At 65.3% G+C, this 20,466-nt stretch carries 20 protein-coding genes and 2 pseudogenes; 12 read left to right on the top strand and 10 right to left on the bottom strand.

All coding sequences use genetic code 11. The features are described from left to right. Window positions 1-14: 14 nt before the first annotated feature. A complete protein-coding gene (locus tag BJ6T_RS19475; RefSeq protein ID WP_014494180.1) occupies window positions 15-1,013 on the top strand; it encodes a P1 family peptidase in 999 nt (332 codons plus the stop codon). Window positions 1,014-1,144: 131 nt separating this feature from the next. Here the strand turns inward: BJ6T_RS19475 and BJ6T_RS19470 are convergent, their stop codons facing one another. Continuing rightward, a complete protein-coding gene (locus BJ6T_RS19470) occupies window positions 1,145-1,936 on the bottom strand; it encodes an EF-hand domain-containing protein (RefSeq protein WP_028170598.1) in 792 nt (263 codons plus the stop codon). 252 nt (window positions 1,937-2,188) lie between these two features. On the opposite strand from BJ6T_RS19470, the gene rpe reads away from it, so the two are divergent. The 4 genes from rpe to BJ6T_RS19455 all read left to right on the top strand — a co-directional run bounded on the left by rpe (window position 2,189) and on the right by BJ6T_RS19455 (window position 3,584). Next, a complete protein-coding gene (rpe, locus tag BJ6T_RS19465; protein ID WP_014494177.1) occupies window positions 2,189-2,890 on the top strand; it encodes a ribulose-phosphate 3-epimerase in 702 nt (233 codons plus the stop codon). A gap of 155 nt (window positions 2,891-3,045) precedes the next feature. Beyond that, window positions 3,046-3,186: a hypothetical protein gene (locus BJ6T_RS47290; RefSeq protein ID WP_167541699.1), complete on the top strand. Its 141-nt coding sequence runs from the start codon at window positions 3,046-3,048 to the stop codon at window positions 3,184-3,186. A gap of 4 nt (window positions 3,187-3,190) precedes the next feature. Continuing rightward, window positions 3,191-3,370 (top strand): hypothetical protein, encoded by a 180-nt coding sequence (locus BJ6T_RS19460; RefSeq protein WP_028147458.1) that lies wholly within the window; start codon window positions 3,191-3,193, stop codon window positions 3,368-3,370. A 22-nt stretch (window positions 3,371-3,392) separates the two neighbouring features. After that, entirely contained in the window at window positions 3,393-3,584 is a 192-nt protein-coding gene (locus BJ6T_RS19455; protein WP_014494175.1) for a hypothetical protein, read from the top strand. A 6-nt stretch (window positions 3,585-3,590) separates the two neighbouring features. On the opposite strand, the gene BJ6T_RS19450 is transcribed toward BJ6T_RS19455, so the two are convergent. The 5 genes from BJ6T_RS19450 to BJ6T_RS19430 all read right to left on the bottom strand — a co-directional run bounded on the left by BJ6T_RS19450 (window position 3,591) and on the right by BJ6T_RS19430 (window position 7,940). Next, window positions 3,591-5,024 carry a serine/threonine protein kinase gene (locus tag BJ6T_RS19450; protein WP_014494174.1) on the bottom strand — a complete coding sequence of 478 codons (1,434 nt, stop codon included), beginning with the start codon at window positions 5,022-5,024 and terminating at the stop codon, window positions 3,591-3,593. 6 nt (window positions 5,025-5,030) lie between these two features. Beyond that, complete coding sequence (locus tag BJ6T_RS19445) at window positions 5,031-5,771, bottom strand: metallophosphoesterase family protein (protein WP_014494173.1); 741 nt, start codon at window positions 5,769-5,771, stop codon at window positions 5,031-5,033. Between the two features lie 117 nt (window positions 5,772-5,888). Then, entirely contained in the window at window positions 5,889-6,494 is a 606-nt protein-coding gene (locus BJ6T_RS19440; protein WP_014494172.1) for a hypothetical protein, read from the bottom strand. Beyond that, complete coding sequence (locus tag BJ6T_RS19435; RefSeq protein WP_014494171.1) at window positions 6,487-7,173, bottom strand: DUF2135 domain-containing protein; 687 nt, start codon at window positions 7,171-7,173, stop codon at window positions 6,487-6,489. The genes BJ6T_RS19440 and BJ6T_RS19435 overlap by 8 nt, the downstream gene beginning before the upstream one ends. Further along, entirely contained in the window at window positions 7,170-7,940 is a 771-nt protein-coding gene (locus BJ6T_RS19430) for a MotA/TolQ/ExbB proton channel family protein (protein ID WP_028158454.1), read from the bottom strand. Before BJ6T_RS19430 ends, BJ6T_RS19435 begins: the two co-directional genes overlap by 4 nt. A gap of 214 nt (window positions 7,941-8,154) precedes the next feature. Between BJ6T_RS19430 and BJ6T_RS19425 the strand changes: the two genes are divergently transcribed. The 4 genes from BJ6T_RS19425 to BJ6T_RS19410 all read left to right on the top strand — a co-directional run bounded on the left by BJ6T_RS19425 (window position 8,155) and on the right by BJ6T_RS19410 (window position 11,745). Further along, window positions 8,155-9,525 (top strand): sensor histidine kinase, encoded by a 1,371-nt coding sequence (locus BJ6T_RS19425; RefSeq protein WP_014494169.1) that lies wholly within the window; start codon window positions 8,155-8,157, stop codon window positions 9,523-9,525. 7 nt (window positions 9,526-9,532) lie between these two features. Beyond that, window positions 9,533-10,183: a response regulator gene (locus tag BJ6T_RS19420; RefSeq protein WP_014494168.1), complete on the top strand. Its 651-nt coding sequence runs from the start codon at window positions 9,533-9,535 to the stop codon at window positions 10,181-10,183. Window positions 10,184-10,326: 143 nt separating this feature from the next. After that, window positions 10,327-11,358, top strand: coding sequence for an MBL fold metallo-hydrolase (locus BJ6T_RS19415; protein ID WP_014494167.1), 1,032 nt, complete (start codon window positions 10,327-10,329; stop codon window positions 11,356-11,358). A 96-nt stretch (window positions 11,359-11,454) separates the two neighbouring features. After that, on the top strand, window positions 11,455-11,745 hold the full coding sequence (locus BJ6T_RS19410) for a hypothetical protein (protein WP_014494166.1): 291 nt from the start codon (window positions 11,455-11,457) through the stop codon (window positions 11,743-11,745). Between the two features lie 36 nt (window positions 11,746-11,781). Here the strand turns inward: BJ6T_RS19410 and BJ6T_RS19405 are convergent, their stop codons facing one another. After that, window positions 11,782-12,369, bottom strand: a complete 588-nt coding sequence (locus BJ6T_RS19405; RefSeq protein ID WP_028158450.1) for a TetR/AcrR family transcriptional regulator — start codon at window positions 12,367-12,369, stop codon at window positions 11,782-11,784. Between the two features lie 569 nt (window positions 12,370-12,938). Between BJ6T_RS19405 and purB the strand changes: the two genes are divergently transcribed. Then, window positions 12,939-14,246: an adenylosuccinate lyase gene (gene purB, locus BJ6T_RS19400; RefSeq protein WP_014494164.1), complete on the top strand. Its 1,308-nt coding sequence runs from the start codon at window positions 12,939-12,941 to the stop codon at window positions 14,244-14,246. Window positions 14,247-14,364: 118 nt separating this feature from the next. Continuing rightward, window positions 14,365-15,537 (top strand): M20 aminoacylase family protein, encoded by a 1,173-nt coding sequence (locus tag BJ6T_RS19395; protein ID WP_014494163.1) that lies wholly within the window; start codon window positions 14,365-14,367, stop codon window positions 15,535-15,537. A gap of 66 nt (window positions 15,538-15,603) precedes the next feature. Here the strand turns inward: BJ6T_RS19395 and BJ6T_RS19390 are convergent. Continuing rightward, window positions 15,604-16,899: pseudogene (locus BJ6T_RS19390) on the bottom strand (sensor histidine kinase); the annotation flags it as partial. Window positions 16,900-16,992: 93 nt separating this feature from the next. Next, a pseudogene (locus BJ6T_RS48455) lies at window positions 16,993-17,457 on the bottom strand (CHASE3 domain-containing protein); the annotation flags it as partial. Between the two features lie 200 nt (window positions 17,458-17,657). Here BJ6T_RS48455 and BJ6T_RS19385 point away from each other — a divergent pair. Continuing rightward, on the top strand, window positions 17,658-19,019 hold the full coding sequence (locus BJ6T_RS19385; protein ID WP_014494161.1) for an extracellular solute-binding protein: 1,362 nt from the start codon (window positions 17,658-17,660) through the stop codon (window positions 19,017-19,019). A 69-nt stretch (window positions 19,020-19,088) separates the two neighbouring features. Here BJ6T_RS19385 and BJ6T_RS19380 read toward each other — a convergent pair whose 3' ends face one another. Beyond that, window positions 19,089-20,414: an LVIVD repeat-containing protein gene (locus tag BJ6T_RS19380; protein ID WP_028170597.1), complete on the bottom strand. Its 1,326-nt coding sequence runs from the start codon at window positions 20,412-20,414 to the stop codon at window positions 19,089-19,091. Window positions 20,415-20,466 lie beyond the last annotated feature (52 nt).

Raw genomic sequence — 20,466 nt, 5'->3', positions numbered from 1 at the left:
ATGGAGTGCCGGCCTTGAAAAATCTGCTTACCGATATCGCCGGCGTCCGCGTCGGCCACGCCGAGGATGCGAAAGTCGCCTCGGGCACGACAGCGATCATCTTCGACGCCCCGGCGGTCGCAGCGATCGACGTCCGCGGCGGCGGCCCCGGCACGCGCGAGGATGCGTTGCTCGATCTTGCCAGCACACAAGAACGGGTCGATGCGATCGCGCTGTCCGGCGGCTCCGCCTTCGGGATCGAGGCCGGCGGCGGCGTGCAAGCCTGGCTCGCGGAACACGGCCGCGGTCTCAATATCCGCGGCGCGGTGATCCCGCTGGTGCCGGGTGCGATCATGTTCGACCTGCTCAACGGCGGCGACAAGGCCTGGGGGCGCTTCGCCCCCTATCGCGATCTCGGTTACGCCGCAGCCGTGGCCGCAGGCCACGACTTCGCGCTGGGCAGCGTCGGCGCCGGCCTCGGGGCCACCACCGCGACCTTCAAGGGCGGGCTCGGCTCGGCCTCGGCGGTCCTCGCCAACGGCATCAAGGTCGCCGCCATCATGGTCGTCAACGCAGTCGGCAGCGCGACCGTCGGCGACGGACCGTGGTTCTGGGCGGCGCCGTTCGAGGAGAACGGCGAGTTCGGCGGGCGCGGCCTGCCGCCCAAATTTACGCCTGACATGCTGGCGATGCGCATCAAGGGCGGCCCCGCCGCGAGCGCGCGCGAGAACACCACGATCGGCCTCGTCGTCACCGACGCCACGCTGACCAAGGCCCAGGCCAAGCGCCTTGCGATGATCGCGCACACCGGATTTGCCCGCGCCATCTATCCGGTGCATGCACCGACCGACGGCGACGTGCTGTTTGCGGCCGCGACCTGCGAGAAGCCGATCGAGCCGCTGGTCGGCCTCACCGAGCTCGGCACGGTCGCCGCCAACGTGGTCGCGCGCGCGATCGCGCGCGGCGTGTACAGCGCGACGGCGCTGCCGTTTGCGGGAGCATTACCGGCGTGGAAGGACCGCTTCGGCGCGTAAGGGGCACGCGCCTCTCACCACATATCGCGCGTCGGTCCCGGCTCCGCCAAGGCTACGCCGGGGCCGCTAGGGTGCTCGGCCGCCGAAGCTTTAGCGAAGGCGGCAAGCCGGGGCATGACAGCGAGTGGGCGTCAGACGCTCATCGACATCGACGAACCGGCCGTCGCTGAGGCGCCTTGGCCCTGCCCGCCTTGCCGCTGCATCAACTGCGCGAACAGATCGTAGGCCGAATTGCGAGAGGAGCTGGAGGCGCCAGGGACCGTCGTCGACATCTTGAAGCCGTCGGCATAGGTGACGGTGGTGGTGGTCGAGCCATCGGCGGCGGTCGTCGTGGTCGAGGTCGATCCGCCGCTCGGCTTCGCGGAGGAATCCGATCCGTCGCCGGAGCCGCCGGCACCGTGGGCATGCTGGCCGTGATGGCCGCTCTTCAGCGCCTTCGACATCTCATCCAGGCTGACGCTGCCGTCGGAATTCGTATCCATCTTCGAGAACACATCATCGGCCTGCGCGAGGTTGGTGCCGCCGGCCCCCAGCGCGTTCTCGAATTCGGACTTGGTGATTTTGCCGTCGCCGTCCCCGTCGATCTGCGAGAACAAGTCCTTCAGCGCGGCGTCGCGGCTCGTCGGGGTCGAAGACGCCGAGCTCGACGAGGTCGAGCTGGCCGTGCTGCCGGTGCTGCTGGACGACTGGCTCTGCGCGGCGAACAGCGCATTCATCGTCTCAGGCGCGATCTGCGGAGTTTTGCCCGCGTTGACCGGCGAGGTCGCGCCGCTGGTCGTGCTGCTGCCGCTGTCGATCGCGAACGGATTGATCGGCGCGTTCTGCGAAGACCCCGTCTTCTGGGTCGACGAGGACGATTTCGAGTTCGTCAGCGACTGGATTGCGTCGAGCGCGCTCGATACGGCACCAAGGGCAAACAACATTGCACAACTCCGACCGATGCGGCACGCCGCAGCCAATGTTCTGCCGGTGATGTCAGCAAGCGTCGTGCCAGCGCAAAAAGCTCAATGAAATCCGGCTTCGCGACGCCGGGCGCGGCTCGGGAACACCGGCAATTCATGCCGGTCGCGGCAGAAATTTCCGCCCACAGGAAGCAAGCCACCCCTGCATTGCCCGGCTGAGAGGCCCATGTTAGGCGAGCATCATCTTTCACGGCCGCCACGGGACACCGCGCCATGACCCAAGCCTTCACTCCCCGCCCCCTGGCCATCGCGCCCTCGATCCTGGCCTCGGACTTCTCCAAGCTCGGCGAAGAGGTGCGCGCGGTGGACGCGGCCGGCGCCGACTGGATCCATCTCGACGTGATGGACGGTCATTTCGTTCCCAACATCTCCTACGGCCCCGACGTCATCAAGGCGATGCGCCCGCACACCAAGAAGATCTTCGACGCGCATCTGATGATCTCGCCCTGCGACCCCTATCTGGAGGCCTTCGCAAAAGCCGGCTGCGACCACATCACCGTGCATGCGGAAGCAGGTCCCCATCTGCACCGCTCGCTCCAGGCGATCCGCGCGCTCGGCAAGAAAGCCGGCGTCTCGCTGAACCCGGGCACGCCGATCAGCGTGCTCGAATACGTCATCGACCTCGTCGACCTCGTGCTGGTGATGTCGGTCAATCCCGGCTTCGGCGGCCAGGCCTTCATCCCCTCCGCGATCGGCAAGATCCGCGACATCCGCGCGATGACGGCGGGCCGTCCGATCGACATCGAGGTCGATGGCGGCGTCGGTCCCGATGTCGCGGGTCCCCTGGCCGCGGCGGGCGCCAACGCCTTCGTCGCCGGCACCTCCGTGTTCAAGGGCGGCACGCAGGAAGCGTACAAGACAAACATCGCCGCGATCCGCAACGCCGCCGCAAGCGCACGCGGCGAAGCGATCTGAAGCGCAAGCAAGACATTCGCTGAAAGGCTGCGGATCTTGCGGGTGTTGCGGCGCGCAATGCCTAAAATTGCAACCTTGATCCGTACTCCTCCGGACTTCCCTGATTCGTGCAAATCACCGCTAGTGATTCTTGCCTGTTTTCGCGGGAGCACATCATGACGACGACCCTGGTTTGGACTGGCGTGGCGTTGTGGCTTGGTTTCAGTGCGTTTGTTGTGTTTGGCCCGTCGGCCGGACCGGTGAAGGTCCCGGCACGTTCGGCCCGCATCGTCCGCCGCGACTGGTACCGGGCCTGAGCCCATGCAGATCGCGCTCGTGAAGCGTCAAGCGAAGCGCAGGTGCCGCATCCCGCGGCGCCCGCATCCTGACCTCGACTATTTCTTCGGTCGGCTCGAACGCACCGAAGGCGAGAGGCGCGACGACACCGGGCCCGAGATGGCGGACCCGGATCACCCGCTCCGGTCACCGCGCCGGCATTGAATTCTTTTCTGGACCACGCCTGATGAAGCCGCACTGCCCGAACTGCCTGAAGGAAATGACCAAGGCATCCGCGTCGCGTAACCTCTTCAATTGCGAGCCCTGCCGCGAGATCATCCAGTATTTCGGCGGCGGCGCGGATCACGGCGAGCCCGGCCCGCAATTCTGCTGGCCGATCCGCCGCAAGCGCTCCGTCCACGCCGCCCACGCGGCGTGATCTTTCCTAGCCCCACACGACGCCGGCGCCTGGTTTCGCCGCAGCCATCCGCGGCGGCCGTACCACAGTGACGGTGCAGGCCGCCTCCGAGGCCACCTTGGCCGAGACGCTGCCGAGCAGCGTGCGGCGGAACGAGCTCTGCCGCGCGCCGATGATGACGTGGTCGACCTGATTGGCCTCGGCGAATTCCAACAGCGCCGCGGCGGGGTCGACGGCCTCCAGCACGTGAACCGACAGCCGGCTCTCATCCAGCTTGAGCGGCGTCGCCCAATGCCGGAGCGCGACCAGCCGGTCGATATGCTTGTTGGAGCCCTGCTCGTCGAGCGTCCGGTCGATCGCGATGCGGTTGAGCTTGAGAACGTTGACGCAGGCAAGCCGCGCCGACGGCAGCGTCGCGAGAATGCGCTCGGTCGTCACGCGCAGTGCCTCGTTCAGCTCGCCCGCGCCTTCCACCGTATCGAGCGCGACCGCGAGGATCGGGCTGGAGGCGATTTGTGCGGCGACGTCCGATTTCGCGCGCGGCGCCATGACGCCCAGGTTGAAGCGCCGCCGCCAGGCCACGCTTAACGGGTCGCGCTTCAGCCGTTCCGAACGCGCGGTGAGCTTCACCTGCTCCGGATGAGCGAGATCGAAGGCGAGCTGGGACGCGGTCGGATAGCGCCACACCGGCTCGATCTCGAGACACCGCAATACCACCTCCTGAAGCCAGGGCGGATAGTCCGCGCGCAATTCGCGCGGCGGATGCGGATCGCGCCACAGCCTGCGACGCATCGCGCGCAGCGTCTCGCCCTCGCCGAAGGGACGCTCGCCGGTGGTGAAGAAATAGAGCAGCACGCCTAGCGAAAACAGATCGCTGCGCGGATCGTCGCGTACCCCCAACAGCCGCTCGGGCGCCATGTAGGGCGCGGTGCCGTATGGCAGGCGGAATTCTTCCTGCAACAGGTCCGGCAGATGGTTGTGGTGCGACAGGCCGTAGTCGATCAGGACCGCCTCGCCGCTATCGCGGAACATGATGCTGCTCGGCTTGATGTCGTGATGGATCACGTTCTGCCGGTGCAGATCGGCCAGTGCGGCGGCGATCTTCGCGACGAGCTGCCGCGCCTCCTCATATGGGAGCGGCAGGTCGGGCAGCCGCTTGTAGAGCGTGGTCCCGGGAATGCGTTCGATCACGGCGTAGGCCTGGTGCGCGAAGTCGCCGGTGCCGAAACACGAGGGCACGTGCGGCCCGGCGAACCGCGGCAGGATCATCATCTCCATCTCGAACGAGACGATCGCGGCGGGGTCCTCGCCCTCCGACACCCGCGGAATCTTCATCAGCAGCGGCACGTCGATGCCGGGATGGGTGACGGTCCATAGCGTCGCCATGCCGCCGGCATGGACGCAGTCGCCGATGGTGTAGCCGTCGATCTCGGCGCCTGATTTGACCAGGGGTTGCGGCATCGGCCTCTAGCGTCCCTGCGACAGCCGGTCGGCGAGCCAGGGCGGCAGGCCGTTCTCGCGAATCTTGTTCGCTGCGCTCGCAATGTCATAGGGCGCGCGGCAATAGGTGATCTGACACGACACGGTGTCGAACAGCACGAAGGCTGCGGATGGATCGCCGTCGCGAGGCTGGCCCACCGAACCCAGCACGGCCAGCCATTGCCGCCCGCGCAGCAGCGGCACGGAAACGTCGGTCTTGGGCACGAGGCTCGTCATCTTCGCCGTCACCGACATCGAATAGAGCGCCGGGCGATGGATGTGGCCGCAGAAGGTGACATGGGCGGGCGTCGATATCAGGCTCTTGGCGGCATCCGCCGTCGAGCGGACATAGTGCCAGCGCTGTGGGCTCGAGGCCTCCGAGTGGACGTAAAGGCGCTCCTTCTCATCCACCAGCATCGGCAGCTCGGCGAGGAACCGCCGCTGCGCGACGTCGAGCCGTCCGCGCGTCCATTCGATCGCGATCTGCGCCTCCGCATTCATGGCTTCGGTCGTGGTGTTGACCGCCTCGTCATGATTGCCGCGGACGGCGATGGCACCCTCCCGGACCAGACCCATCACGGTATCCACGACCCATTCTGGATCGGCGCCATAGCCGACGAAATCGCCGAGCAGGACGAACCGCTCCGCGCCCTTCGCGCGGGCAACCTTCAGGCAGGCCTCGAACGCCTGCCGGTTGCCGTGGATATCCGAGAAGACAGCGAGAAGCACGCACCCTCCACCCCAAAGGCCTTATCGGAAGCCGATAAGGCCAAATTGAGGGACGTCAAGAAGATGCGCCAGTGCGGGTGCGTTTTCCAGCGGGGCCCTGCGGCGATAGTGAAGAGCCTATTGCTCGTCCTTCGGCGGCATCCGGGGCGGCGGAATCGGGGTGAACACCGCGCCTTCCGCGCCGGCGGGTGGTGCCAGGAATTCGCCGGTCGAGGAATCGCCGCCGGTGGTCTCCAGAATGGTCTTGGGCGTCACGTATTCCCGGACCATGTCGATCAGGCTGCCATCGCCGCCGCCGAAATCGGCGGCGCGGCCGCCTTGCGGATGTCCCAGCGCGATCTCGTTCTCCGCCGCATGGGTCTTGTCGGCCAGCCTGTCATTGTAGGGCACACGAAAGGCGCGCGGGATGCCGCTCGGCCGATTGTCTTCGTCGAGCTGCTCGACCCAGAGATAGATCGAGCCGGGATCGCCCTCCAGCGAATGCGGCTCGACGATGCGGGCCTTCAGCAGCTTGAAGGTCGCCGGCAGCCGGTCGGAACTGGCCCAGCCCAGCAGCCCGCGCATCTCGGTGAAGCTGACGACATAGAAGGCGCTGGTCACGACCACCGCGACGGCCTTCAACGACCAGTGCAGCCGCGCATAGACCAGCACAACCAGCAGCAGCGCGCCGATAACGGCGTAGGCGACCGACAGCGTGAGGATGACCGTCTGCGGGCTAGTCACGGCGCACCCTCACAGCGTTCCTGCTCACCCCCGTCCGCGGGTCGAGATCGGCGCCGTTGCGCCAACTGCTGCGGAACGTCTCCAGCAGCGATTTCGGCCGCTGGTCCACATTGACGACCTTTCCCTCCGCATCGAGCCGGAACCGCACCGCGGTCTTCTCGTCACCGGTGTGATCGAGCGTGAACTTGTTGTCGAAGACCACCTGCGCGGTCGGATTGAGCTTCTGCACCTTCACATTGGCCTGGACCGGTTCGCCGGTCGTCGCCACGAAATGCGAGACGTTGACGGTGTATTCACCGGCGAGGATGCCGCGCACCGTGACGATCTCCTCGCGGATCGGCGAGGCGATCTTCTTGCCGTTGACCATGATGAAATCGTTGGCCCCGCCCCGGTCGTCGCGATCGAGCGTGAGGAAGCCGGCTTCGCGGTGGCGATACCAGGCGATGTTGCCTGCGGGATCCTGCACGAACAGGTCGAGATCGTCTGGATGGCTGTCCGGCCAGTCCAGCGTGATCATGAACTCGGCCTTGGAGTCGATCTTGCCGTCCTTGGCATCGGGCGACACCGCGAGGAGCGCGAGGAAGAACAGGAAGGCGATCACCTGGAGCGCCTTGAACAGCATCACGCCCAGCGGATCGAACGGCTCCTCGCGCGGATAGAGACCAAAGTCATCCATCATGACGCGGTTCCAGCGCCTTTGCGTTCCAGCACCGGCGTTACATAGGTCTCGGTCAGCACCACAGCATCCGAGAACACCCGCTGGGTCGCGGCATCCAGCATGTAATACTGGATGCGGACCAGGATCGAGCCGACGAGGCCCGCCAGCGTGGTGTACATCGCGACCGCCATGCCGTCGCTCATCAGCCCCATCGAGGAGCGCATCGCGACCTTGTCGGCGGCATCCAGCCCCGCGATCGGCGCCAGCATGATGATGAAGCCGATGATGGTGCCGAGCAGGCCGAGCTTCATCAGCGTGTCCGAGACGAAGGCACCGAACCCGTTGGAGCCGCGCAGCCGGTCGGCCAGCGTTCGCAGCAGCAGCGTCTGGTCGACCGCCCGGTAGTCCTGCGCGGACGCTTTCGTCACGAGGCTCTCGATGTGGTCCCGCACCAGCCCGCGTGGCAGCGCGGCCGCGCTGCCGTCGAGCGCCTTGCTGCCCCCGGGCGCCGCGAGCACCGCCCGGCAGCGCCGCGCCGCCGCGCCTTCACGGGCGATCGCCCGTGTCCGCAGGAAGCAGTGACCGCAGGTGACGACATAGAGCAGCGCGATCACGCTGGAAATGTAGGTGCGGTCCGAGGTCAGCATCAGACGGATCAGGCCGAAGCGCCACAGCAGCACGACGGCGAAGATCGACAGCCCGGTGAAGATCATCCAGAACAGCAGCGCGCTGCGCTCGGATGGGTCGGCAGCAGACCCCGCGATCGGTCCAATCGTCATCGAACTCATGCTGCACCGCTCCTGGCTTGCAGGGATTGGCTTGCAGGGACTGGCCTGCAACGATTCCACCCCGATTAGATCAAAGCCGCCGCGCGCGGTCCAAAGAGCCATGCCCAATCCGGCTTGGGAAATTTGCCCGAGCTGCAATCCGGCCCAAACCCCGCAATTGGCAAGGCGCGGCGGCGTTGTTAGGCTGACCTTACCAAACGTTGAGGGTGATCGCATGCGCCTCGTGCTTCAGCTTGTCGCCCGTCTGCTGCTGATCGTCGCGCTCTGCCTTGGCGCTGCGACCGTCTGGGCCACGTTCGACGCCTATCGCAGCGTCGACCGGGCGACCGCGGCCTCGGCGCAGCGGGTCGCGCAGGCGCTTCAGGCGCTGTACTGGCACGAGTTCTTGTTGCGCAGCAGCAGAACGCGCGAGCAGCTTTTGCCGGTTCCGGAGTGGCGCACCCTGGAGACGATGAAGCTGATCTCGCCCGGCGTCTGCGTCGAGTTCCAGCCCGCCATTGCATTCGAAAGGCCGCTCTGCGGCCAGAGTGTGGGGCTGGGCAAGACGCCGCCGCGCTGGTTCACCGCGATCGTACCCATCTTCCTCGGCAGCCACGCCGAAGTGATAAGGCCCGTCAGTCCCCGCGCAGCAGCCGCCGGAACGGTCGTCGCGACACCGGATGCCGCGGCGGCCATCTCGCTTGCCTGGGAGTATCTCCTCAACGTGGTCGATGTCGCGCTTCTGATGGCGGCGGCGATCGCGCTCTTGGCGTCGCTCGCCATCGCACACGCGCTGGCGCCGGCGCGCACCATCGTCACCGCGCTCCAGCGCATGGCGCGGGGCCAGTATCGCACGAAACTGCCGCGCTTCCGCTCCATGGAGCTGGCGATGATCGGCAGCGCCGTCGGCGAGCTCGGCGGCCGGCTGGAGGAAGCAACCGAACAGCGCGCGGCGCTGACAAGGCGGCTGATCGAGATCCGCGACGACGAACGCCGCGCGCTCGCCCGCGAGCTGCACGACGAGTTCGGCCAAAATCTCTCCGCCATCCTCGCCTTTGCCAACACGATCGAGACGGCAAGCGCGAAGCAGAGCAAGGATAACGGAATCGCGCAGGACGCGCGCATGATCTCGCAGGCCACCCATCATCTGATGGCCTCGCTGCGCGATGCGCTCAAACGCCTGCGCAATCCCCTGCCCGAGGAGCTTGGGCTCGAGGCCAGCCTGGTCAATTTGGTGGACAGCTGGCGCTCGCAAAGCGCAGCGGAGCCGACCATCCGGCTCGATCTCAAGGGCGACCTCACCGACATCAGCGGCCCGGCCGCCACCACCGCCTATCGCGTGGCGCAGGAATGCCTGACCAACGCACTGCGCCACAGCTCGGCGCGCGAAATCTCCCTGCGCATCGAGCGGCGCGCCGGTGACGACGACGCGCTGCTGATCCGTGTCGAGGACGACGGCGGCGGCGATGCGACACGCGTGGCGCAGTCGGCCGGCTTCGGCCTCACCGGCATCCGCGAGCGGGTCGCGGCGGCCGGCGGATCGCTCTCGATCCTGCCTGCGCGAGGAGGCCTAAGCGTCGCCGCCACCATCCCGCTCGCGGCGTGAGGCCGACATGAGCGATGTCGCCGCAACAGGCATCTCCGTGCTGCTGGTCGACGATCATCCGATCGTGCGGCAAGGCTACCGCCGCGTGCTGGAGAGCCAGGGCGATCTCCATGTCGTGGCGGAAGCCGACAACGCGGCCGACGCCTACGGCGCCTTCAAGGCGCACGACCCTGATGTCGTCTTGCTGGACATCTCGATGCCCGGCGCGAGCGGGCTGGAGGCGATCCGCAACATCCGCGCGCGCAGCCCGCGGGCGCGCATCCTCGTCTTCACCATGCACAACGAAGCCGTGCTGGTGAAAGCCGCCTTCAGCGCCGGCGCCAGCGGCTTCGTCACCAAGAGCAGCGAGCCCTCCGCGGTCGTCACGGCGATCCGCAGCGTTGCGCGCGGCGAGCGTGCCATGAGCGACGACATCGCGCATATCCTGGCCGAGGACAGCCTGTCGGCGGGCTCGGCGCTGGACCAACTGGGTGAGCGCGAGATCGAGATCCTGCGCCAATTCGCCGGCGGCGCGACGACCGAGCAGATTGCCGCGCATCTTAATCTCAGCGTCAAGACGGTGCAGAACTATCACTATCTGATAAAGACCAAGACCGGCGCGCGCACCGACGCGCAGCTCGTGCGGCTGGCCGCGAGCTGCGGGCTGACGCGGATCTAGAGCTCGGCGACTGGACGCCTATCTGGTTCCGGCCGCTCCAACGAAGGTCTCCAGTCGCTCTCAGATTGTGCTAGGCTCGATCGTCTTCGAAGCCGCCCTCGTTCCCCCGTTGTATGCTTTGCACGACAACAGGAGACGCTTCCATGAACATCAGGGACAGTCTTCTTGCCGTACTGATCGCCTTCAGCGTTGTCGCGACCGGAACCACCGAAAGCGCAGCAGCCGAGGCGAAAGACCAGATCACCATTCTTTATGACGCCTTCGGCACAAATGATGCGATGACGAAGGACTGGGGTTTTTCCGCTCTTGTCGAAGTCGCGGGAAAACGCATCTTGTTCGACACGGGTAACGACCCCGAGATCTTCGCCGCAAACGTGAAGGCCAGGGGTGTCGACCTTTCGAACCTCGACTTTGTCGTTCTTTCGCACCGCCACTCCGATCATATGGCGGGTTTGTCCTACGTCCTGAGCGTCAATCCGACCGTCAAGATCTACGCGCCCAGGGAAGGATTTGGCATCTACGGCTCTTCGCTGCCTTCCGGATTCTACCGGAAAGACGAAGCCCTGCCGCCGGAGATGCGGTACTACGGAGGCAAGCCCCCAGCGGTGATGAAGTTCGGCTCGGCATGGGCCAACGCAAACTTCGAACTGATCGATCAAACGACCGAGATTGCTCCTGGCATCACGCTGATTTCGCTGATCTCCGACGCGCCCGGGACAAGAGAGCTCAAGGAGCTGTCTTTGGCCGTCAACACCGCAGAAGGCGTAGTCCTTCTGGTCGGTTGTTCGCACCCCGGGATCGAGCGCATTGTCGAAGCGGCGACCGGTATCAATCCCAGGATTCATCTCATCGCCGGCGGATTTCATCTGGTCGTCGCGCCTGACGATGCGATCGCGAAAGTCGTTACCGCTCTGAAGGACAGGTTCAAGGTCGACGCCGTAGCACCGGGACATTGCACCGGTGAGCCGACTTTTGCCGCGCTCAAGAAGGCGTTCGGCGACAGCTATCTCTATGCCGGCCTCGGCACGTCGATTCCGGTTGGAACGAATGGGAATGCCAGACGCGGGGAAGGTCCGACGCTTGACGACCTCAAGACATATCGGAAACTGGCCGGGCGCGAAGACCCGTTCGGCATAATACGGTCGCGCGGCATGCGGTCGGGATCCGCGCTCTAGCGCGCGCAGTTCGCGCCTTTATCCAGCGCGTGAGGTGAGCGGAATGGAACCGACACCGTCGCGTTTTGGTTAGCAGCAGAGTGAAGGAGTTGCGCCATGAGTAAGGCCACGCACCGAACGGTCGTCGATCCTCCGCTACTCACCGTGGGCGAGCTCATCGACGAACTCTGCCGCTTGCCAGATACGGCCGTCGTCCACTTCCGCTGCCCCGCACTCGATCAGGAGCTTACATTCTACCGCATTCGGAAGCGGTCAAAGGACGCTGTCGAAATCGCGGTGAACACATATCCGGAGAGCCCGCCAGTTGTCCCCTCCTCCAACGGAAGGCAATCGACCCGCTCGCCTCCTCTTCGCGAGGAGGCCCTGCTGCACAAGGCGAAAGGCTGAATCAGCGGTTACGCGCTTTGGCGGGAGCGTGTCGGCCTAGGCCGCCTTCAACCCGCGCAGCACCAGCGCCAGGGTCGCATCGACACGGGCGGGCAGATCGGCGTCCTTCCACTCGTCGGCATGGGCTGGATGGTGAAAGCGGACGGTGGCATCGAAGATGGCGCGGGCGGTGGCCTTGACGTCGCCCACCTCGAACACGCCCTGCTTCACGCCGTCGGTCAGGATCGACGCGATCTGGTCGATCATGGTGTCCTTGTGGCACTTGACGGCGGCGCAAGCCTCGCGCGCCAGCGTCAGATAGGTGTCGAACATCTCGGGATCGTCGAGCACGCGCGAGCGCTTGGCGGCGAACAGCGTGCGCAGCCAGCGGTCGAGTCGCGCCGGCGCCGGCCCCTGCTCCTCGGCGATCGCCAGCAACGGGGCGTCGATGCGATCCAGCCAGCGTTTGGCAACGGCCTCGCGCAGCGAGGCCTTGCTCGGGAAATGGCGATAGACGCTGCCGTGGCTCACATCGAGCGCACGGGCAACGTCAACCACGGTGGCTTTGGCGAGTCCGTAGCGCCGCAGAACGTCCTCGGTGACTTCGAGTATCCGCTCCGGCGTCAAGATCACGGCTTCATTCATGCCAGCACCATGTTCCCGTTGAGGGCTCAGTTACCCGGCGATGGAGCTGCTTCCGAAGCGCCCGTGCCGGTCGTTTCGGAAAGCTCTCGCCTTAATGAGGCAGTTTTGCAGCCTGCGCCGCGATCTGGCGCGCGACCAGTAAATTGAGCCAATGCCCAATCGTCCCGGTGAAGTTGATGATTTCGGTCGTCATTGTCTTAAGTCTCCATTCGTCCACGGTCCCCACCGCTGAATTACGTCCCACGATCCGCAAGTGTTTCGGACCTCGGGCTCCCCGGGCGGGTCACCGCGGGACGCCCAATCGGAGCGTCCGGGAACGGATATACACGTCTCGCTGACAGATTTCAATATCTGTCAGTCAATGATCCGTGATTGACAGTTAATTTTTGTGGGCGGCGCCTCGTCAGCCTGGGCTAGTTCCGGGGGCGGTGGATAGCTGGCCGATCCCCCTCGCCCGGGGTCCAGATCGTTTGTTTCGCCCTGTCCGCTCTGCTAAATCACGGCGTAAAAAGCATTTTGGTCGGTCGCCGCCCCCTTGGGTCGCCCGCCCACCTTCCTGGAGCAGTCTGATGATCCCCCGCTATACCCGCCCGGAAATGGCCTCGATCTGGGAGCCGCAGACCCGGTTCAAGATCTGGTTCGAGATCGAGGCGCACGCGGCGGACGCCCTCGCCGAGCTCGGAACGATCCCCAAGGAGGCCGCCAAGACGGTCTGGGCCAAGGCCAAGGACGCCACTTTCGACGTCGCCCGCATCGATGAGATCGAGCGCGAGACCAAGCACGACGTCATCGCCTTCCTGACCCACCTTGCCGAAATCGTCGGCCCCGAGGCGCGCTTCGTGCACCAGGGCATGACCTCCTCCGACGTGCTCGACACCTGCCTCAACGTCCAGCTCACCCGCGCCGCCGACCTCCTGCTCGCCGATCTCGACAAGGTGCTGGCGGCACTCAAGAAGCGCGCCTTCGAGCACAAGATGACGCCGACCATCGGCCGCAGCCACGGCATCCACGCCGAGCCTGTGACCTTCGGCCTCAAGCTCGCTTATGCCTATGCCGAATTCTCTCGCGCCAAGGAGCGCCTGATCGCGGCGCGCAAGGAAGTCGCGACCTGCGCCATCTCCGGCGCCGTCGGCACCTTCGCCCAGATCGACCCGCGCGTCGAAGAGCACGTCGCCAAGGCGATGGGCCTCGTCCCCGAGCCGATCTCCACCCAGGTCATCCCGCGCGACCGCCACGCGATGTATTTCTCGACGCTTGGCGTGATCGCCTCCTCGGTCGAGCGCATTGCCGTGGAGATCCGCCACATGCAGCGCACCGAGGTGCTGGAGGCCGAAGAGTTCTTCTCGGAAGGCCAGAAAGGCTCGTCGGCGATGCCGCACAAGCGCAACCCGGTGCTGTCGGAAAACCTCACCGGCCTTTCCCGCATGGTCCGCGCCTACGTGACGCCGGCGCTGGAGAACGTCGTGCTCTGGCACGAGCGCGACATCTCGCACTCCTCCGCCGAGCGCATGATGGGCCCGGATGCCACCGTGACGCTCGACTTCGCGCTGGTGCGCCTCGCCGGCCTGATCGACAAGCTACTGGTATACCCCGCCAACATGCAGAAGAACCTCGACCGCCTCGGCGGCCTCGTGCATTCGCAGCGCGTGCTGCTGGCGCTGACCCAGAAGGGCGCAAGCCGCGAGGACGCCTACAAGCTCGTGCAGCGCAACGCGATGCCGGTCTGGCGCGGCGAAGGCGACTTCCTTCAGCTCCTGAAGAAGGACACTGAAGTGAAGAAGTATCTCACCGACGCCGAGATCGAGGAGCAGTTCGACCTCGGCTATCACCTCAAGCATGTCGACACGATCTTCAAGCGCGTGTTCGGCGAGAGCTGAGCGCGCGTCCGCAGAAACTGTAGGGTGGTTGGCCGAAGGCATAACCCACCATTCCCCGTGACACGGCGGTGGGTTACGCTACGCTGACCCACCCGACAAACAAGAAACGGATCCCCTCATGCCCATCGTCAACCGCGTTGCCGCCCTCTCCGACGAAATGGCCGCCTGGCGCCATGACTTCCATGAGAACCCGGAGCTGCTCTACGAGGTCCATCGCACCGCCGGCATCGTCGCCGATCGCTTGCGCGAATTCGGCTGCGACGAGGTGGTGACGGGCATCGGCCGGACCGGCGTCGTCGGCGTGATCCGCGGCCGCAAGTCGGCCTCCGGCAAGACCATTGGCCTCCGTGCCGACATGGACGCGCTGCCGATCATGGAGACGTCGGGCGTCGCGTACGCCTCCAAGATTCCCGGCAAGATGCACGCCTGCGGCCATGACGGCCACACCGCCATGCTGCTGGGCGCCGCCAAATATCTCGCCGAGACGCGTAATTTCGACGGCACCGCGATCATGATCTTCCAGCCTGCGGAAGAAGGCGGCGGCGGCGGCAAGGCGATGGTCGAGGACGGCTTGATGACGCGCTGGAACATCCAGGAAGTCTACGGCATGCACAACATGCCGGGCCTGCCCGAGGGCCATTTCGCGACCACGCCCGGCGCGATGCTGGCCTCCTCCGACAACATCCAGATCACCGTCCACGGCAAGGGCGGCCACGCTGGCGCCGGTCCGCACAAATCCGTCGACAGCGTGTTGATCGGCTCGCAGATCGTCAACGCGCTGCAGTCGATCGTCGCGCGCAACGTCGATCCGCTGAAGTCCGCCGTCATCTCGATCACGCAATTCCACTCCGGCACGGCCTTCAACATCATCCCCGAGATCGCCGAGCTCAGCGGCACCGTCCGCACGCTCGATCCTGAAGTGCGCGATCTCGTCGAGCGCCGCATCGGCGAGGTCGCCGAGAGCGTCGCCCGCGCCTATGGCGGCTCGGCCGAGACCAAGTACACGCGGATGTATCCGGTGACGATGAACCATGCGCGCGAGGCCGGCCTTGCCGCCGACGTCGCCCGCGACATCGTCGGTGCCGAGCGCGTCAACGACAAGTTCATCCCGATGATGGGCGCCGAGGACTTCTCGTTCATGCTGGAAGCTCGTCCCGGCGCGATGATCCTGGTCGGCATGGGCGACGGCAACGAGTGCCATCACCCGGCCTATGTCTTCAACGACAACATTCTCGGCCACGGCGCCTCCTACTGGGCGCGCCTGGTGGAGACGCGAATGCCGGCGGGCTAGCGCCGCTTCGCGACAGCCGTGGCCCCGGCGACATTCGCGCCAAAGGGCCACGCCACGCGGAGCCCGTCATCGCGCTGCAGAGCGTTGACCTGTTGGCTCATCCGCCTCCAGCCGATGAGATGCGGTCTCGTCTGAGGCGAGAGGCAGCGTGAACTGGAAGAAGGCGCCCCGCGGCTCGTTTGCGCCGGCCCACATCCGCCCGCCATGTGCCTCGATGATCGAGCGGCAGATGGCGAGCCCCATCCCCATGCCTGTGGGCTTGGTGGTGTAGAAGGCTTCGAACAGCCGCTCCACGTTCTTCGGATCCAGCCCCGGACCGGAATCCCGCAAGGTGACGTGGACGCCGTCGGATGCATCCCGACCGGTGCTGATCAGCAACTCCCGTCCCCCCTCGCTGACCGCGGCCATCGCCTCGATCGCGTTGACGATCAGGTTCAGCACCACTTGCTGAAGTTGAACCCGGTCGGCCTGAATCGGCGGCAAGCCCTCGGCAAATTGCGTTCGCACCGAGACGCCGTTCTTGAACGCTTCGCTGCGCGTCAGCGCGATGACCTCAAGCACCGCCGGGTTGATCTCCAGAGTTTCCTTTTGCGGGGGCGCGTTCCTGATCAGCGCCCGGATCCGGCCGATGATGTCGCCGGCTCGCATGCCGTCACCGGTGATCCAGTCGAAGGTCTGTCGAACCCGCTCCAGATCCGGCGGTTGCGCTCCCAGCCAATTCAGCCCGGCCTCGGCGTTCGCCACGATCGCAGCGATCGGCTGGTTGACTTCATGGGCGATCGAAGCGGTCAGCTGTCCCATCGTGGTGACGCGATTGGCGTGCGCGAGCTCCATCAGCGCTTCACGGTAGCGCCGCTCGTGTTCGCGGCCTTCGGCTTCCGCCCGCTTGAGAGCCGTCAGATCAAGGACGAAGCCGACGCCATGATCCGTACCTTCTCCGAACATGGTCCCGCCGATCAGCACCGGCACGCGGCTTCCGTCCTTCCGCACATACTCCTTCTCGAATGGCTGGGCCGTCCCGACCCGCTTCAGTTCCGTCACGGTCTGCAAGTCGCGGTCGCGCCATTCCGGCGGCGTGAGGTCGGTCCGATGCAGGCGCCCTGCGGCGAGATCTTCCCGGTCGTATCCCACGATGCGCAGGAAGGCATCGTTGGCCTCGAGAATGCGCCCCTCGACTTCCCAGATGATGATGCCGATGATGTTGGCGTCGAACAGGCGCCTGATCTTGATATCCCGTGCGGCAACATCACTCTGGAGCTGGATGTTCTCCTCGGTCGCCTCTCTCCGCCGTTTCGCTTCGAGCCGCGCGAGCGCCAGCGCCGCTGCGGCCAGCGCGACGACGAGGACAACGGCGCCGGCGATCAGCGAGGTCCAGCGTTGCTCGAATGCTTCGGCGCGCGCCTCCCGGTCGGCGAGCCGAAAGCGCTCGTGATCCACCATCTGGTCGATTTGCGAGCGGACCTCGTCCATGCTGCGGATCATTGCCAGCGCGGCCAGCCCGGACGTGCCGGCCGTCTTCAGCAGTTCGTCGATCTCGCGCAGCGTGGCTGTAACGGTCAGCGCCAGATGTCCGGCCCGAAGGCCCTGCAACGGATCGTCCGCGACCAACATCTGCAGCGCCTGAGCCTCCCGCCGTACACTTTCGTCAGAGACGCCGTAGGCCTTGAGATAGGCGGGGTCGAGGGTCATGAGATACCCGCGCCTTTCAGTCTCCAGTTCCGCGACGATCGCCCGCAAACGATCGAGCGTTTCGAGGACCTGGCGGCTATGCTCGATGAAGTGATGAGCCGCCTGCCGCTCCTGCCAATATTGCAGGCCGAGGAAGCTGGTCGCGGCAAACAGGGTCACAAGCACTGCGACCGCAAGGATCAGCGGACGAGCAAACCATCGCAGAGGCAGGGCCCGAACAGGAACGGACATTGACCGTGGTCTTCGATGCTCGTGTGACCGCGCGTGTTCTGGTCCCGACGCCAGAGCATGATGGGACAATAGCACGGATAAGGAGGGCGGAAACCCGACATTCATCGGATACGCCGGAGGTGGGGCCGTGATGTCGCAGGGCTGCGGCCCCGTGCGTGTGCTATGAAGGAATGCCCTTGGTTGATTCAAGGAGCATCATCATGGCACAGGGTGAAAACTCATTGAGCCATCCGGCGAGCCGCCGCAGTTTCATCAAGGGACTGGGGGCGGCTGGTGCGGGCCTGACCGCGCTGCCGCGCTGGAGCTTTGCCGAGGATTCCGCTGCGGCTAACGCCAACGCCGCGATCGACTGGAAGCAATTTGCGGGACAGACGATCGCGCTTTCGGGCGCGATCCATCCGTGGTCGAATGCGATCGCGCCGCTGTTGCCGGAGTTCACCATCCTCACCGGCATCAACGTCACCGTCGATTTCCAGCTGGAAACCACCTACCTCGGCGCGCTGCCGATCAGGCTCGCTCGCGGCAGTAGCACGCCCGACGTCTTCATGTTCACGACCTATGGCCAGGGCATCTCGAACGGATGGCTGGAGCCACTGAACGGCTACTATTCCATGAAGTCGCTGACCGACCCTGCCTGGTATGACGAGAGCGACCTGCTCAAGACGGCCCGAGCCTTCCCGCTGTGGTCGGACGGCGAACGATACGCCGTCCCGATTACCTCAGAGGCGATGACCCTGTTCATCAACAGGGATGCGCTGGCAGCCAGGGACCAGCCGGTCCCCCAGACTTTCGACGAGCTGCTCGTCACTGCCAAGGCGGTCAAGACCAACGCGATGTCGGGGATCGCGATGCGGGCCCAGGCCGGCGGCAATTCCTCTCCACCGGCCATGGGCTTCGTGTTCTCCTACGGAGGGGCCATGGTCGAGCACAACAGGGTCGCGTTCGCGAGCCCGGAGGCAATCGCGGCCGTCGAGATATATGGACAGCTGCTCAGTCAGGCCGGGCCTGCCGGCGTTGGCAGCTATGAATGGTACCACGTCCTGGACGACTTCCTGCAGGGGCGGACGGCCATGGCGATCGACAGCAGCAACTTCGCAACCGACATCTCCAATCCGGCGAAAGGTCGTGTCGCCAAGCAGGCCGGGTTTGCAACCTTTCCGCATCTCGCCGGTCGCGGACCCGTCCCCTTCATGTCGCACTGGCAGGCATGCATCAATTCCAAATCTCGAAACAAGCGGGCCGCCTTCCTGTTCCTGCTCTGGGCGACGAGCAAGGCGACCTCGCTGCAGACGGCTGCAGCTGGGCTGGCGACGACACGCGTGTCGGCCTGGTCGAGCGAGGGCTTCAAGAAGGCGTTCGGCCCGCGAGCCGCTGAGGCGGCACTGACCAACTTGCAGAATGCCGATGTCGACCGCGCCAAGGCGATCCTTTTCCATCCGCAATCGAGACCGATCCTCGACGCCTTCATGATCGGCGTGAATGAAGTGGTCAATGGTGCGAAATCGGCGAAGGATGCGATGACGGGCGCGGCCGAAAGGGCCAATGCGGCGATCCGCGGATAGCGGCGAGGCGTCGCCCGGTCGGAAGAGGTGGCCACGGCGGACAAGTCGCCGACTCCCGTTGCGCGGCGATTACCCCTGATATTGCAGCACGTGCATGCCGGCGTTCCAGTCGGAGACGAACATCAGCCCGTCGGGCCGCACATAGGCATCGCAGGTCTTGGCCGCGAGCGCGACGTTCGGCCGGGGATCGATCAGCTTCTTCGGTACCGGCGGCACCCAATACGCGATCTCCTTCGGCGCAAACTGATCCCTGACGTCAAACACCCTGACGCCGGCATTGTTGTAGGTCGCGAAAATCGTCTCCTCGCTCTGGAAGGAGCCGGGGCGGTTCTCATGCAGATTATGCGGACCGAAGGTGCCCTTCGCACAGAAGTCGCGATCGCGTGGTGTCGGCAGCGTCGCGATCGGCACCGGATTTTGCGGCGCGCGCACGTCAAGCACGAATGTGTGAAACAGGCCCTTGGCGCATTGATCCGCATTGGCTTCATCCGCGACGATGGCGAGCTGACGCTTGGGCAGCGGCAGCGGCGTATGCGTTCCGCCGGCGAAGGGCGGCGACCAGTTGATGTGCGAGAGCAGCTTCGGATTGGCGGGATCGCCGATGTCGTGGATGGTGAAGCCGCCGTCGCGCCAGGCGGCATAGCCGCGATCGCCCGCCGTGATCATGTGATGCAGTGCAAAGCGCTTGCCCTTGGGCGTCGCCGGCTCGCCAGCCGCGCGGTTCATGCCCGGCAGCCACCATTTCGCGACGATCTCCGGCTTGGTGATGGTCTTGAGATCGACCACGCAAAGGATGTGGTCGGTGAAGCCGTCGAAATGCGCCGACACATAGGCATAGCGGCCGCCGGGCCACCACAGCCGGTTGATGCCGAAGCCCGGCATTTCGAGGAACGCGACCTCGCGCATCTCGCTTGGTTTCGAGATGTCGTGGATCGACAGGCCGGAGCGGAATTTCTTGGCCTTGGTGATGCTGTCGACCAGCGTGTTCTCGAAATAGCCGCGCATGTTGTCGTAGGACTGCATCGCGACGATATTGGCGCCGTTCGCAAGCAGCAGCAGGTCTTCCGCCACCTGGAGATGGTGGGTGCGGGTGTATTGTCCCGCGGTGAAGAAATTGACCGGCTTGAGCGCACGTGGATCGGAGGCGTCGAGGATCGTCACGCCGTCGCTGAACATGTGCCCGACATAGACGTGCTGCCGGTTGAACATCACCTGCACGGTGTCGGGCCGGCCGCCGACATCGCTGTACGAGATATGCTTGATGCCCTTGCCGACGCCCTCCGGCGGAATGTCCGGCTCTGACGCCCATGCCGACCGTGACAATCCGGACAGCGCAGCGAATCCGAACACGGCCGACAATTGTTGAAGGTGACGGCGGCGAGAGAGTTCAGGCATCGGCTTCCCCCCAATTTTTTGAGAGGATGATGCGCGCTCGCGGCGAGGCGCG

The sequence above is a fragment of the Bradyrhizobium japonicum USDA 6 genome, from assembly GCF_000284375.1.
In the GTDB taxonomy this organism is placed as follows: domain Bacteria; phylum Pseudomonadota; class Alphaproteobacteria; order Rhizobiales; family Xanthobacteraceae; genus Bradyrhizobium; species Bradyrhizobium japonicum.
Note: the sequence above shows the minus strand (reverse complement) of the source record. Positions and strands in the feature narration are given on the sequence as shown.